This is a genomic window from Nocardia sp. NPDC003482 (assembly GCF_053588115.1).
The window spans coordinates 1-13,883 of record NZ_JBSFPI010000051.1; the positions used below are offsets into that span (position 1 = coordinate 1).

A 13,883-nucleotide genomic window follows, 5' to 3' on the forward strand; every position below is an offset into this window, starting at 1 on the left:
CGCCGGATTCGGAGCACCTCCGGCCCGCCGTAGCGGTCGTACTCCACCGCTCGCATCGTCGCGGTCGCGGTGGTGTTCTCGGATGGCGCGGCGATCGCGACGCACAGCAGCAGCGCCGCGACGCCGCCGCCGATGGCCAGCGGCAGGCGGACCGAGTCGGGGGCGAGCAGTGCGGACACCGCCACGACGGTCGCGGCGAGCACCGCGCAGAACAGGAAGGTGAGCGTGACCCGGGCCACCACGGCTCCGCCGCGGGTACGACCCCCCTCGGGTGTGTGCACAGGTCCTGACACGTTCCGCACTCTCGCATTCCCGACGCCCGCAGCTCCCCCGAATCGTGGACCGCGGACGGGCGGGCCGAAACACGTGCGCTGCCAGGCTCTTTCGAATTTCGGCACGAGCATAACCGGACGGCACCGCAGCCGCTACCCGAACCGGTCGCCCCCTAAACCTCGCAGGGGTAGGGGATTCGGGCGTGCCCGCGGTCGGCGTCTCGTGCGACCGCGGACGAGCACACCAGGGGGAGGCGACCCGGTGTTTGCCGGGACGATGCGCGGGAACGACGCAGACATGAACGATCGAGGCCAGCCCGACGAGGACATGTTGGATTCCACCGAGAGCCTGGACTCCGACGAGGTGCGCAACCGCGACGGCGACGCCGTGGTCGATCCGCCCGACGACTGGACCGGCGCGGACCGGTACGGGATGACGTCGCGCGAACAGCGGGAGGGGGAGCCGCTGGCCGACCGGCTCGCGCAGGAGGAGCCGGACGTGGGGGAGCGGCGGCGGCCGGTCGAGGACGAGGATTCGGGAACCGGTGTCGAGGGGTTGGACGAGGTGCGGCCCGATACGCGGGGGCACGACGCCTCGCCGACGCGCGAGCACGCCGGACAGATCGACGGGACGCCGGAGGACGGGGAGTCCTTCTTTCCCGTCGAGGAGTGAGGGCGGTCGCCGAAACCTCTCCCGTCTCTCGCGCCGCAAAACCTACCGGGAGTTCCGGACCTGGGCGTGAATTCCGGCCCGGGTGGGTAACTTTCATCGAAATCATGCCTTCGACTTGGGCATTCACCCAGCGGACCGGACGCCGATATGCAATGTTGTTAGCGCCCAACCTGATAGCGCTGCGGCGGGACGGAATCGCGAAAGGGGGTGCGGCGAGGCCATGTCGTCGGAGACCGAATTCAGCGGCTCGCGTCGTGCCGGGAGGATGCGGGCCGCCGCCCCGGTGAAAACGGTGTGGCCCGGCATGATTCCGCCGCCCCAGCCCCGTCGCCGCCACGCCCTGCCGACCGCCCGCCGCGGCCGCCGCGTGCTGTTCGGTTCGTTCGCCATGATCGGCACCGCGGCGGTCGCGGGCGGGGTCGCGCTGGCGCGCGCCGAGATGCACGTGCAGCAGGCCGTTCCCGAGGCACTGGTCAGAACCGGCGACATCGGCCTGGGCGGCGCCCCCGGCTGCGATCCCACCCGCACCCCGGATCTGGTGCGCGGCAACGGCGTCGGCTCCACCGCCTCGGGCCCCGACGCCATCCTCGCCTTCCAGCACGCCTACTACGTCGCCCGCTCCGGCGCGCTCGCCCGCACCGTCACCACGCCCGACGCCTGGGTCTCCCCGCCGCAGGTCATCGATCTGGGTATCGCCACGATTCCCGCGGGCACCCACCACTGCGTGGAGATCACCCCCGTTCCCGACGGCCGGTTCGATGTGCGGGTCACCGAATCGCGCCCGGATCAGACGAGCCGCGTGTACCGCCAGATCGTCACCACCACAACGCAATCCGATGTCACGCTGATCACCCGGATCGATATTCCGCCGCGCTGAGCGCCGGTGCTCAGAGCGTGTAGGTGAGGGTCAGGACCTCCCGGCGGTCCTCGACGGCCCGCCCCGAGATCGCGGCCAGCTCGCCCGTGCCGGAGCCGGGGACGATGGCGCCGAAGGTGCTCTGGGAGGTTCCCTCGGCGAGGCCGCCGTGCTGGATGACGAAGGTTCCTCGGCGCCCGTCGAGAACGCCCTCGATCCGCTCGGAGGCCACGAATCCCGCGCCGGAATCGCCTTGGGCGGTAAGCACTTCCACCACACCGGTGCCCTCGAGGACGCCTTCGTAGCGTTTGCGGATCCGCACCCGGGTCAGTTTCGGCCCGGCCTGCGGCTGGTCGTAGATCGTCTCGTCGAATTCGACGATCCGGAACGGTGCTTCGACGGTCCGCGCTTCATGCGTCTCGGTCATTGCGTGAGCTCCTGTTCGAGTCGGTGATCGGCGGCGATGCGCGCGATCTCGGCGGGGGTTCCGGCCATGATGGTCCGGGCGTGCTCGGTGACGAGTTCCACCGGCCAGTCCCACCAGGCCGCGCGGCGCAGGGCGGCGATGTCGTCGTCGGCGAAGCGCCGCCGGATCGGGCGCGCGGGATTGCCGCCGACGATCGTGTAGGGCGCGACGTCGGCGGTCACCACGGACCCGGCCGCGACGATCGCGCCGTCGCCGAGGGTGACCCCGGGCAGGACGGTGGACCGGTAGCCGAGCCAGACGTCGTTGCCGATCACCGTATCCCCCCGGCTGGGCATGGCGGTGACGAGGTCGAGGGTCCGCTCCGCCCAGTCGCCGCCGAACATGGTGAACGGGAAGGTGGAGACCCCCATCGTCGGATGCTCGGCACCGGCCATCAGGAAGCGGGCGCCCGCGGCGATGGCGCAGTATCGGCCGATGACCAGTCGTTCGGGCCGTAGCCGTAGAGCACGTTGCGGTGCTCGAACTCGGTCGCGCCGTCGGGGTCGTCGTAGTAGGTGTACTCGCCCACCACGATGCGCGGCGAGGTGACCAGGGCCTTCAGGAACACCACCCGCTCGTGTGCGGGCAGCGGATGCGGGGTCGTCGGATTCGGTGCCACGCGAGCCAGTCTGGTCGCCGCGCGACCCCCGAAAAAGGAGCGTTCGCGCATCGGATTGTTAACGTGGGGCTTCACGGTGTGGAGGTTGTTGGTGGAACTGCGGGATATCGAGATCTTCCTGACGTTGGCGACCGAACTGCACTTCGGCCGCACCGCCGAGCGCCTGCACATCAGCCCGGCGCGGGTGAGTCAGGCGATCCGGAAGCAGGAACGCGGGATCGGGGGCCGGCTGTTCGAGCGGACCACGCGCACGGTGCGGCTCACGCCGCTGGGGGAGCAGTTGCGGCGCGAGCTGTCGGCGGGATACCGGCAGATCATGGCGGGTGTCGAGAGCGTCTCCGCCGCCGCGCGCGGTTTGGCGGGCGTGTTGACGCTGGGCACGATGGGTCCGCACGGGGCGGCGCTCGCCGACGGCATCGATCTGTTCCGCGCGCGCCACCCCGGCGTGGAGATCCGCCATCGCGAGATCCAGCCGTCCGGCCCGCTGGACGCGCTGCGGGCGGGCGAGGTGGATATCGCGCTGGTGTGGCTGCCGGTGCGGGAGCCGGATCTCACCGTCGGTCCCGTCACCCACAGTTCCCCGGTGCTGCTGATGGTCGACGCCGCGCATCCCTTCGCCGCTCGCGACGCGATCACCCGGGAGGATCTCGGCGACTGTGTGGTGGTCGCGGGCGGTTCGATCCCCGCGTACATGGAGGAGGTCCTCAACCCGTTCCACACCCCGTCGGGCCGGCCGATCGGGCGCGGCCCGCGCGTCGACACCCTGCACGAGTTGTTCAACGCGGTGGCGGCGGGCCGATGCGTGGCCGCCGTCTCCGGCGAGGCGGCCGACTTCTACCCGTGGCCCGGACTGGCATTCGTCCCGATCCGCGACGCGCCGCCCTGCCGATGGGCCCTCGTGTGGCGCACCGCCGCCGAGGGCCCGTTGCTCCGGGCGTTCGCCGACGCGGTCTCCCTCGACGCTACGCACCGAGCGGTCGGGGCATCGGAAGGCGCGTGAGGGCATTGCGAAACACGATGCCGCCGTGGGTTTTCGGGATCATGAGGCGGAGGTTGGGGCCGAGCCGCTGCTTGGTGCGGGTGAGGGGGAGATGGGTGGCGGTGTAGCGCGGGAAGGCTTGCTGGTGGTCGCCGTCGGCGGCGGTGAGGGCGGCGGCGAGGCGGTCGGCACCGACGAGGGCCAGTTCGGCTCCGGCGCCCGAGGCGGGGGAGGGGGAGTAGGCGGCGTCGCCGACGAGGGCGACGCGGCCGGTGGACCAGGCGGACATGCGGATCTGGGTGAGGGAGTCGAAGTACAGGTCGGGGTCGGCGAGGACGCCGTCGAGGAGGCGGGGGATCTGCCAGGCGGTGCGGTGCCCGAAATGCCGGGTGAGCAGCAGATGGGCGGTGGCGGGATCGCGCGGGTCGAGGTCCAGCCGCGGACTGCGGAACATGAAGTACGCCTTGGCCTGTGGGTGGTTGCCCGACCGGTAGAGACCGGCCATCGCGCCGGGGGCGTTGTACATGGTGACCCAGCGATCGGGCCCCAGGCTCGCGTCGGCGTCGCCGAAGGCGAAATAGTGACCCATGTGGCGGGCGTGGTCGCGCTCGGGGCCGAAGGCCAGGCGGCGGACCCGGGAATGCAATCCATCAGCGCCGATCACGAGGTCGAAGCGTTCCGCCGCGGCGTGCTCGAAGGTGACCGTGACCCCGTCGCGATCCTGCTCCAGGGCCTCGATCGAATCGCCGAAGCGGTATTCCACAGCGCCGCTGCCGATCTCGTGCAGGAGCTCGATCAGATCGCCCCGCATGATCTCCACCTCGGCGGCGGGCTCGTCCCCGGGCCGGCGCAGTCGCACCTCCGAGACGCGTGCCCCGGCCGCGTCGACGAACCGCATCCCGAGCACATCGGCCCCCGCCGCCCGCACGCGCGCCAGGATGCCCATGCGCTCGACGACCTCGAGGGCCTCGTCGCGAATGTCGACCCCCTGCCCGCCGCGGCGCAGCGTTCCGGCCCGTTCCACGATTGTCGGCCGGAATCCGTTGCGCGCCAACAGATATCCCAGCGCCTGCCCGGCGATGCCCGCGCCGGAGATCAGTACCCGTTCGTTCCGCATGACGACTCCTTGTCTCAAAAAGTCTGACCATCGGTCAGTGACTCGACTGTAGGCCCCTGACCGATGGTCAGTCAAGGGGTAGGATCGGCGTCGTGATGGATGATTCGCGCGCTCGTATCCTGCGGACCGCGCTCGAGCTGTTCGCCGAGCGCGGCGCCCACGCGGTGTCGGTCCGGGAGATCGCCGAAGGGGTGGGTCTCACGAAAACCGCCGTGCTGTACCACTTTCCGAGCAAGTCGCACATCCTCGCCGCGCTCGTGGAGCCGCTGCTGACCGAGAGCGAGGCCGTCGTCGAGGCCGCGCGGGCGATCGAGGATCCGGCGGCCCGCGGCTGGGCGGTCCTCGAGGCGCTCGTGGACGTCTGGCTCTCGCACGCCCGCTTGCTGCGCGTTCACCTGCGCGACCAGTCGCTGTCCGAGGACGCGGAGACCTTCGCGCGCATGCGCGACCTGGCCGTCTCGGTCCAGGAGCTCCTCGCCGGGCCCGCCCCGGAGCTGGCCGATCGCGTCCGGGCCGCGCAGGTCTACGCGGCGCTGAGCGACCCGATCGTCTTCTTCGCCGACCAGCCCCGCGACGCGCTGCGCGCGGCCGTCCTCGACGGCGCCCGCCGCCTCCTCGGCGCCACGGCCCCCGTGTCCGGAGGTATTCCCGCGCCGCCCCGAACAGCCTCCGCCGCAACGGATTCCGCGCGTCGCGGCCGTCCCGGCGTGGTGACCGACGAGATGGTCCGAGCCGCTCGCCGCCGCCGCGCGTCGGGAGAGTCCATCGCGGACATCGCCGCCGGGCTCGGCGTCTCCCGCGCCACGCTCTACCGGCGTCTCGCCGCGGAGTCTCGATAACGATCCGAATTTCGAGACGCCCGGGTGTTGCTGCCCGGCTCCGCGCCGATCCCTCGGTAGCCTCGGGATGGCCTACCGAGTGGTCGGTCGGGGATGGACGCGACGGCAGGAGTATGCGTGGACGAGTCGGTCGATCGGGTGGTGTCGGGGATGGGGCTGGCCGAGAAGGTGCGGTTGATCTCGGGGGCCGGATTGTTCCGGATGGCGGGGGACGCGCGGGTGGGGTTGCGGGAGATGGTGATCTCCGACGGGCCCACAGGGGTGCGGGGGGAGGACTGGGACGAGCGGGATCCGTCGGTGAGTCTGCCCTCGGGGACCGCGCTGGCGGCGACCTGGGATCGGGAGTTGCTGGCCGAGGTGGGGGCGCTGATCGCGGCGGAGGCGCGGCGCAAGGATGTGTACGCGGTGCTGGGGCCGACCGTGAATCTGCACCGATCGCCCTTGGGCGGCAGGCATTTCGAGTGCTACTCCGAGGATCCGATGCTGACCGCGGAGATGGCCGTGGCCTACGTGGCGGCGGTGCAGCGGCACGGGGTGGGGGCCTGTCCCAAGCATTTCGTGGCCAATGATTCGGAGACGGACCGGTTCACCGTGGACGTGCGGGTGGACGAGCGGGCCCTGCGGGAGCTGTACCTGTATCCGTTCGAACGCGCCGTGGCGGCGGGAGCGTGGATGGTGATGGCGGCCTACAACTCCGTCGCCGGGGTCACCATGACCGAGAACCCGCTGCTGGACGAACCATTGAAGGGCAGTTGGGAATTCGACGGCGTGGTGGTCTCGGACTGGACGGCCGTGCGCAGCACCGAGGGCGCGGCCCACGGCACCGACCTCTGCATGCCCGGCCCGCCGATGCTGTGGGGTGACCCCCTCGAACAGGCGGTGCGCGCGGGCGCCGTGCCGGAATCCGCCATCGACGACAAGGTCCGCCGCATCCTGCGGTTCGCCGCCCGCGTCGGCGGACTGCGCGACAAGCCCGCTCCGACACCGGCTTTCACCGACGAACAGGCCCAGGCCCTCGTCCGCCGGGTCGCCGCCGACGCCATGGTGCTGGTCCGCAACGACGGCGTCCTGCCGCTGCCCCCGGGCGCCGGGATCGCCCTGCTCGGACCCGGCGCGGCCGAACCGCGGCTGATGGGCGGCGGCAGCGCCACGGTCATCCCGAGCCACGTCACCACCCCGCTCGACGGGCTCAAAGGCGTTGTGCCCGTGGTGCATACGCCCGGCGTCCGGGTCACCGACTCGCTCGCCCCGGCCCCGCTCGAACTGCTCACCGATCCGGACACCGGCACCCCCGGCCTGAGCCTGCGCTACCTCGACGGCGACGCGATCATCGACACCCAGCACCGCCTCGCGGGCGGCCTCGTCCTGTTCGGCGACCCGGCCGCCGCCCGCGCCACCACCCTCGAACTGCGCGCCCGCCTGCGCGCCGACGCCGACGGCGAGTGGCGGATCGGCACCGGCGCGCTCGGCCACGTCCGGCTCTACCTCGACGGGGAGACCGCCGTCGACGAGACGCTGACCCCGGCGGGCTCGGATTTCCTTGCCGCCCTGCTGGATCCGCCCCAGCGCGCGGTCACCCGCACCCTGCACGCCGGACAGGACGTGGACGTGCGGATCACCATCGACGTCCCCGATCCCGTCCCGGGCCTGGGCGTCCTGCTCGGCGTCGCGCTCGTCGCCGACCGCCCCCGCCGCGGCGAGCGGGCGGAATTCGACGCCGCCGTCGAGGCCGCCCGGCACGCCGAGGCCGCGGTGGTCGTCGTCGGCACCACCGAACTCATCGAGAGCGAGGGCGTCGACCGCACCACGCTGCGCCTGCCCGGCCGTCAGGACGAGCTGGTCGCCGCCGTGGCGGCCGTGAATCCCCGGACCGTCGTCGTCGTGAATTCCGGTGCGCCCGTGGAGATGCCGTGGCGCGACGACGTGGCCGCGGTGCTGCTGACGTGGTTCCCGGGCCAGGAGTTCGGCGCGGCCCTCGCCGACGTGCTGACCGGCGCCCGCGAACCCGGCGGCCGCCTGCCCACCACCTGGCCCGCGACCATGGCCGATGTCCCGGTGCTGAACACCACCCCGGACGCGGACGGCGTCCTGCGCTACGCGGAGGGCATCCATATCGGCTACCGCGCCTGGCTGCGCGCGGGCGTCGAGCCCGCCTACCCGTTCGGACACGGAATCGGCTACACCACATGGCGTTTGAGCGACCTCTCGGCGACCGCCGACACCGCGACCCTCACCGTCGCCAATACCGGCGACCGCCGCGGCAAACAGGTCGTCCAGGCGTACCTGTCCCGCCCCGAGAGCGCGATCGACCGCCCGGTGCGCTGGCTCGCCGCCTTCGCGACCCTCACCCTCGACCCGGGCGAATCGCGCGAGATCGCCATCGCCCTGCCGCACCGCGCCTTCGAACACTGGACCGCCGGCGGATGGGCGACCGAACCGGGAACCTTCACCCTGCACGTCGGCACCTCCGTCGCGGACCTGCCGCTCACCGCCGACATCGCTCGTTAGCACACCCCTGGCGTACCGTCACTGAGAATGCGCTGACAATCGTCCGCGAAACCCGTGAGAGTGTGGGTCGGGTCATTGTGAGTCCGGCTGGGCGGCTGTAGGTTTCGACGCGTCGCCTGGCGCACCAGGGCCGTGCCAGGCGACGCCCGTGAGGGCGGCCGCCCGGCCGGATCCTTCCGATCCGGCCGGGCGGCCACATCTTTCGGGGATGATCGTTCGCGGCTCGTGCGCTGGCGTACTGGACGAGTGACCAGTACGCTTCGCCGAATCAGGTATTCGCAGCGACGGCGACGTCCCCGGAACCCTCAGGAGCACATGTGACGTTCTCCCGGCGAACGATGCTGGCCGCCGGCGCCGGCGCGGTGCTGGCCGCGCGCGTGCCCGTGCCGGCCGGGGCGAGCCCGGACGGGCAGGACTATCTGATCGGCTGCGGCATGGCCGATGTCACCGGGGCGGTCGCCGGGCAGGGCATGATGGGCTACTCCGAACTCGACCAGGTGGCCACCGGCCTGCTCATGCGCTGCTGGGCGCGGGCCTACGTGATCGTCGACCGGGCCACCGGCGACCGCGTCGCGTTCGTGACCGCCGATATCGCCTGCCTGTTCCAGTCGGTGCACCAGGCCGTGCTGCGGCGGCTGGCCGAGCGCTTCGGCGGGCTGTACACCGAACGGAACGTGAATCTCAACGCCACCCACAACCACAACTCCTGCGGCGGCACCGCCCGGGAGTACGCGTATTCGCTTGCGGCCTACGGCTTCCAGCGGAATTCGCACGATGCCGAGGTGGACGGCATCGTGGCCGCGATCGCCGCCGCGCACGAGCGGCTCGCCCCGGGCGCCCTGCTGCTCGGGCGCGGCGAACTGCGCGACGCGTCGGCCAATCGCTCCCGCTCGGCCTTCGATCTGAATCCGCCGGAGGACACCGCGGAGTTCCCCGACGGCATCGACCCCGCGGTCACCGTGCTGCGGCTGCGGCAGGGCGGCCGCGACGTCGGCGCGATCACCTGGTTCGCCACCCACGGCACCTCCCTGACCGACCACAACACCCTCATCTCCGCCGACAACAAGGGTTACGCGAGCTACCGCTGGGAGCACGACGAGATGGGCGTGCGGCACCTCGACGGGCCGCCCGCCTTCGTCGCGGCGTTCGCCCAGACCAACCCGGGCGACATCACCCCGAATCTCGCCGTGACGCCTTGGCATCCGACCGGCCCGACCGGCGGCAATCGCGCCGACTGCGCGCTGCTCGGCGAACGCCAATACCAGTGCGCGCGTGCGGCTTTCGCGTCCGCGCGACCCATGGCGAGCGGCGGGGTGGACACCGCGCTGCGCTATGTGAACATGGCCGACACCGCCGTCGACGGCGACTACACCCCCGACGGCAGACCCGTGCGCACCACCCCGGCCATGATGGGCGCAGCGGCGGCGGCCACCAGTTCCGAGGACAACTGGAAGACCCAGCTGCCGTTCCTGTTCGAGGGCGAGCGCAATCCCGTGGTCGCCGCGCTCGGCGGGACGGACGCGCCGATCGAGCAGTGGATGCGCGACGCGCAGTCGCCCAAGCTCATCGTCGCGCCGCTCGGCGTGCTGCCGCCGCGGCCGTGGGTGCCGCAGGTGGTGCCGATCCAGATCGTGCGGCTCGGCGAACTCGTCCTCGCGTGCGGCCCGGCCGAATACACGGTGGTCTCCGGGCTGCGGATTCGGCGTGTGGTCGCCCGCGCGCTCGGCACATCCATCGATAACGTGCTCGTCCAGGGCTACGCCAACGGCTACTGCGGCTACGTCACCACCCCCGAGGAGTACACCGCGCAGCAGTACGAGGGCGGGGAGACGCTGTTCGGCCGCTGGACCCTCTCGGCGTACCTCCAGGAATTCGACCGCCTCGCCCGCGCGGTGGCGGCCCGCATCGATCCCGGCCGCGGCCCGGCGCCCCTGGACTGGACGGACGGACCGCAGCCGAATCTGCTGCCGCCCGTGCCGCCGGACGAGCCCGTCGCCGGATACGCCTTCGGCGCGGTCGTGGCCGCGCCCGCCACCGGCTACCCGCCGGGCGCGACCGCGTCGGTCACCTTCTGCGGCGGCCACCCCAACAACGACTTCCACAGCGGCGGAACGTATTTCGAGGTGCGACGCGGCGAGGGCGACGACTGGCGACGCGTGCACGACGACAACGACTGGTGCACCGAACTGCACTGGTCCCGCCCCGACGGCCAGCCCGCGGCCTCCCTGATCCGCATCGACTGGACCATCCCGCCGACGACCCCGCCCGGCCGCTACCGCGTCGAGTACTTCGGAGATCTGCGCGACGCGGCCGGGACACGCACGCCGATCCGCGGCGTCTCGCCCGAATTCACCGTCGGCTGAGAACCGCTCACCGGGCTCGTCGGGTTCGCTCGCCGAGGTCTGCCCCCGGCTCTGGCGTCTTTCCGGCGGGCCCGCGACCGGTCATGCTGTCCACGTGGGCGGCCAGCGCCCGCCCGGCCGCGTGGAGGGGAGTGGCCGAGCGCAGCGTCCGGCTGAGGATGAACGCCCCCTCGAGCGCGCTGAGCATGGCGATCAGCAGTTCGCGGGCCACCTCGGGGCTCAGCCCGCGCCGCACGAAATACGCAGTGCCCTGGTCGATCCACGACGTGATCACCTCGGCGGCCACCTCGCGCAGCGCGGGCTCGCTGTCCGCGATCTCGCCCGCGACCGTGCCGACCGGGCACATGTTCATCCAGTCCGACCGCTCGAGATCCTCGGCCGCGGCGGCGAACGCGGCCGGAATCGCCTCGCGCAGATCGTCGTACGGGTCCATCAGCAGCGGTAGCAACTGGATGTAGACCGCGCCGCTGGTGCGCAGCGCGGCCGCGGCGACCTGCTGCTTGCCCTCGGGGAAGTGGTGATACAGCGAGCCGATGGGCGCGCCCGCCGCGGCGGTGAGCTGCTTGACGCTGGTGGCGGCGTACCCCTGCCGCCGCATGAGCTCGGTCGCGGCGGTGAGGAATCGATCCCGGGTGGTTGACACGTTCTCCGCCATACCCCCACACTAGAACATGCGCTCTAGAGTGATCGTTCTAGGAGGAGGTGGACCATGCCGGTGGTCGAGGTGACGGCGGGACGGGTGCACTACGTCGAACACGGCGACGGGCCGCCGGTGGTGCTGCTGCACGGGCTGCTGATGGATCACACCGTGTGGGATCGGGTGCTGCCGCTGCTGCCCGCCGGCTTCCGGTACGTGCGGCCGGTGCTGCCGCTGGGCGCGCATCCGGAGCCGATGCGCCCCGACGCCGATCTGAGCCTGCGCGGGCTGTGCGGGGTGATCGCGGATTTCCTTGCGGCGCTGGACCTTCGGGACGTCACGCTGGTGCACAGCGATTGGGGCGGCGGATTGTTCCTCACCGCGTACGGACTGGACGAGCGGGTGGGGCGGCTGATCGTGCTGCCCTGCGAGGCGTTCGACAACTTCCCGCCCGGCCTGCCCGGCAAGCTGGCGGTCCTGGCCGCGCGCGTGCCGGGCGGACTCACAGTGGCGGTGCGGCAGTTACGGATTCGATGGTTGCGGGAGACGCCGCTGCTGTTCGGGTGGATGGCGCGCACCTCGCTGCCGGACGAGCTGGTGCGCGGCTGGACCGAACCGGGGCTGCGCGACCGGCGCGTCCTGCGCGATGTCCGCAAGTACGGGCGGACGCTGAGCGCGGCGGCCGAGCTGATCGCGAATACCGAAGCGCTGCGCGGGTTCTCGGGGGAGGCGTTGGTGCTGTGGTCGTCCGCGGGCAAGGTCATGCCACGCGAACACGGCCCCCGGTTGGCAGATCTGCTGCCCGGGGGCCGTCTCGTCGAGATCGACGACGCCTACGTGCTATCGATGATCGATCAGCCCGAGGCCGTCGCCGGAGCGATGGCCGACTTCCTGGTCGGCACTAGTAATACCAGCGTCGACCCCCGACCGGGCGGCCGACCGCGCCCAGCAGGATGAGGATCGCGCCGATGACGGCGAGGATGATGCCGATCGTGGTGAGAATCGGCAGGCCGAGCAGATAGCCCGCGATGATGAGCAGAATTCCAGCGATGATCATGATGTACTCCGGGTCCTTCAGGATTGGGTGGCTGCCCTGTCGCCCTGGCGGCGCAGGAACGGATTGCGGGACCAGACCGGCTTGCGCTGCGGCTCGGTCCGCTGCTGAGCGGTGACCGGCCGGGCGGCGGGCTGGGGCGCGGTATTGGCGAGATCCTTACGCGCGGCGGTCATTTCGCGCCGCGACTGACGCAGCTCGCGGCGGATCTCCGCGTGCCGGCGCGCCGAGGAGAACGCCCCCGCCAGCAGCAGCGCCAGCCCGAGCATCCCGACCGCTCCGACCGCGGCCCCGGCGGCGAACAGCTCACCCTGCGTGGGCGTGAAATGCTGGTTGAAAACGGTGAAATCACTCGACAGCACGTGGGCGGTGCCGGAGTTCGCCACCACGGCGGCGACGCCGACGATCACCGCGGCGATCAATATGATCAACCCGAGCAATACGATCATGACAATTCCAATTCCCGATGGTTGGTGGATCGTGGTGTTCCGGCAATGCCCACCGGCACGCCCGTCAAACCCGGGTTTGAGCGATCGGGCGGGTGCTACCCGAATCACGAAGTCCCTTCGTACCCGGGAGATCCCATGGGCACCTACACCTATCAGCTGCCGCGGTTCGCCGACGAGGCCGATCGCGCCGAGCGCACGCTGCGCGGACTGGACACCACCAGCGGAGTCGACGTCGACCCCGGCTCGGAGTCGATCACGGTCACCTCGTCGCTGACCCACGGCGAGGTGCTCGAGATCATCCGCGACGCCGGTGTCGCCGCGCGGTGACGGCGGTACGGTGATCTCGTGCCGAGAAATCCGTTGCCCGCGGTAGGCCGGGCGCTCGCTCGCCGTCCGCTGGTCATGCGGGCGGCGCCCGCGATCGCGCGACTGGAGAGCCTGATCCGCCGCCTCACCAAGGGTCGGCACGGCGTGCTCGACATCGCCGGGCTGCCCTCGATCGAATTGACCGTCGCCGGGCGCAAAACCGGTGCGCCGCGCACGGTTTCGCTGCTCTACGTCCCCGACGGGGCCGACACCTATCTGCTGGTCGGTTCGAACTGGGGGCGGCCCGAGCACCCGGCGTGGTCGGCCAATCTCGCCGCCGCCGAATTCGCCGAATTGCACAGCGGCGGTGAGCGTTTCAAGGTGCGGGTGCGGCGGCTGACGGGCGAGGAGCGTGCGGCGGCCTGGCAACGGGCGGTGGACTACTGGCCCGGGTACCTGATGGAGGCGCGCCTGTCGCGGGGGCGGGAGTTCCGGTTGTTCGAGCTGACCCGGATCTGACGTCGCTCGATCGCGCTGTGGCGCAATGATTCTCGCGGTCCCGCACTCCGAAGCCGCTGTCGAGCGCGCGGTGGTCAGGGTCCGCCTACGACAATGGCCGCGTCCCGATCCGGGGACGCGGCCGTCGCGGGCGCCTAGGGCGTGTCCTGTAAGTGGTTGTGTGGGTTTGGGTGAGTCGATGTGCTGGTTGTGTTAACGGTGTGGGGTGGTTGGTCGAGGTGAAGTG

Annotated in this window: 14 protein-coding genes and 2 pseudogenes; 9 read left to right on the forward strand and 7 right to left on the reverse strand. The window is 71.4% G+C overall.

Annotated elements, in window-relative coordinates; genetic code table 11:
- Positions 1-239, reverse strand: a pseudogene (locus ACWDSJ_RS37395) (hypothetical protein); the annotation flags it as partial.
- A 331-nt stretch (positions 240-570) separates the two neighbouring features.
- On the opposite strand from ACWDSJ_RS37395, the gene ACWDSJ_RS37400 reads away from it, so the two are divergent.
- Together ACWDSJ_RS37400 and ACWDSJ_RS37405 are read left to right on the forward strand one after the other, a co-directional pair.
- On the forward strand, positions 571-945 hold the full coding sequence (locus ACWDSJ_RS37400) for a hypothetical protein (protein WP_450037591.1): 375 nt from the start codon (positions 571-573) through the stop codon (positions 943-945).
- Between the two features lie 220 nt (positions 946-1,165).
- Positions 1,166-1,822, forward strand: coding sequence for a hypothetical protein (locus ACWDSJ_RS37405; RefSeq protein ID WP_387360699.1), 657 nt, complete (start codon positions 1,166-1,168; stop codon positions 1,820-1,822).
- A gap of 10 nt (positions 1,823-1,832) precedes the next feature.
- Here the strand turns inward: ACWDSJ_RS37405 and ACWDSJ_RS37410 are convergent, their stop codons facing one another.
- Positions 1,833-2,228, reverse strand: coding sequence for a DUF3224 domain-containing protein (locus ACWDSJ_RS37410; RefSeq protein WP_450037593.1), 396 nt, complete (start codon positions 2,226-2,228; stop codon positions 1,833-1,835).
- A pseudogene (locus tag ACWDSJ_RS37415) lies at positions 2,225-2,937 on the reverse strand (CatB-related O-acetyltransferase). Before ACWDSJ_RS37415 ends, ACWDSJ_RS37410 begins: the two are co-directional and overlap by 4 nt.
- 40 nt (positions 2,938-2,977) lie before the next feature.
- Between ACWDSJ_RS37415 and ACWDSJ_RS37420 the strand changes: the two are divergent.
- Positions 2,978-3,886 carry a LysR family transcriptional regulator gene (locus ACWDSJ_RS37420; protein ID WP_450037595.1) on the forward strand — a complete coding sequence of 303 codons (909 nt, stop codon included), beginning with the start codon at positions 2,978-2,980 and terminating at the stop codon, positions 3,884-3,886.
- Here the strand turns inward: ACWDSJ_RS37420 and ACWDSJ_RS37425 are convergent.
- A complete protein-coding gene (locus ACWDSJ_RS37425) occupies positions 3,849-4,982 on the reverse strand; it encodes an FAD-dependent monooxygenase (RefSeq protein ID WP_450037596.1) in 1,134 nt (377 codons plus the stop codon). The genes ACWDSJ_RS37420 and ACWDSJ_RS37425 overlap by 38 nt on opposite strands.
- 95 nt (positions 4,983-5,077) lie before the next feature.
- Between ACWDSJ_RS37425 and ACWDSJ_RS37430 the strand changes: the two genes are divergently transcribed.
- The 3 genes from ACWDSJ_RS37430 (at position 5,078) to ACWDSJ_RS37440 (ending at position 10,692) form a co-directional block, all read left to right on the forward strand.
- Positions 5,078-5,821: a TetR family transcriptional regulator gene (locus tag ACWDSJ_RS37430; protein WP_450037604.1), complete on the forward strand. Its 744-nt coding sequence runs from the start codon at positions 5,078-5,080 to the stop codon at positions 5,819-5,821.
- A gap of 117 nt (positions 5,822-5,938) precedes the next feature.
- Positions 5,939-8,329, forward strand: a complete 2,391-nt coding sequence (locus ACWDSJ_RS37435; RefSeq protein ID WP_450037597.1) for a beta-glucosidase H — start codon at positions 5,939-5,941, stop codon at positions 8,327-8,329.
- A gap of 338 nt (positions 8,330-8,667) precedes the next feature.
- Positions 8,668-10,692 carry a neutral/alkaline ceramidase gene (locus ACWDSJ_RS37440; RefSeq protein ID WP_450037606.1) on the forward strand — a complete coding sequence of 675 codons (2,025 nt, stop codon included), beginning with the start codon at positions 8,668-8,670 and terminating at the stop codon, positions 10,690-10,692.
- A gap of 7 nt (positions 10,693-10,699) precedes the next feature.
- On the opposite strand, the gene ACWDSJ_RS37445 is transcribed toward ACWDSJ_RS37440, so the two are convergent.
- Positions 10,700-11,347, reverse strand: coding sequence for a TetR/AcrR family transcriptional regulator (locus ACWDSJ_RS37445; RefSeq protein WP_450037599.1), 648 nt, complete (start codon positions 11,345-11,347; stop codon positions 10,700-10,702).
- Between the two features lie 54 nt (positions 11,348-11,401).
- Here ACWDSJ_RS37445 and ACWDSJ_RS37450 point away from each other — a divergent pair, with 54 nt between their 5' ends.
- Complete coding sequence (locus ACWDSJ_RS37450; RefSeq protein WP_450037600.1) at positions 11,402-12,286, forward strand: alpha/beta fold hydrolase; 885 nt, start codon at positions 11,402-11,404, stop codon at positions 12,284-12,286.
- Here the strand turns inward: ACWDSJ_RS37450 and ACWDSJ_RS37455 are convergent.
- A complete protein-coding gene (locus ACWDSJ_RS37455) occupies positions 12,231-12,386 on the reverse strand; it encodes a DUF6131 family protein (protein ID WP_387360713.1) in 156 nt (51 codons plus the stop codon). The two genes, ACWDSJ_RS37450 and ACWDSJ_RS37455, sit on opposite strands and share 56 nt — an antisense overlap.
- A 17-nt stretch (positions 12,387-12,403) precedes the next feature.
- Entirely contained in the window at positions 12,404-12,832 is a 429-nt protein-coding gene (locus ACWDSJ_RS37460; RefSeq protein WP_387360715.1) for a hypothetical protein, read from the reverse strand.
- Positions 12,833-12,967: 135 nt separating this feature from the next.
- On the opposite strand from ACWDSJ_RS37460, the gene ACWDSJ_RS37465 reads away from it, so the two are divergent.
- Positions 12,968-13,159, forward strand: a complete 192-nt coding sequence (locus ACWDSJ_RS37465) for a hypothetical protein (protein ID WP_387360717.1) — start codon at positions 12,968-12,970, stop codon at positions 13,157-13,159.
- Between the two features lie 18 nt (positions 13,160-13,177).
- Positions 13,178-13,657 carry a nitroreductase family deazaflavin-dependent oxidoreductase gene (locus ACWDSJ_RS37470; RefSeq protein ID WP_450037602.1) on the forward strand — a complete coding sequence of 160 codons (480 nt, stop codon included), beginning with the start codon at positions 13,178-13,180 and terminating at the stop codon, positions 13,655-13,657.
- The last annotated feature ends 226 nt before the right edge of the window (positions 13,658-13,883 follow it).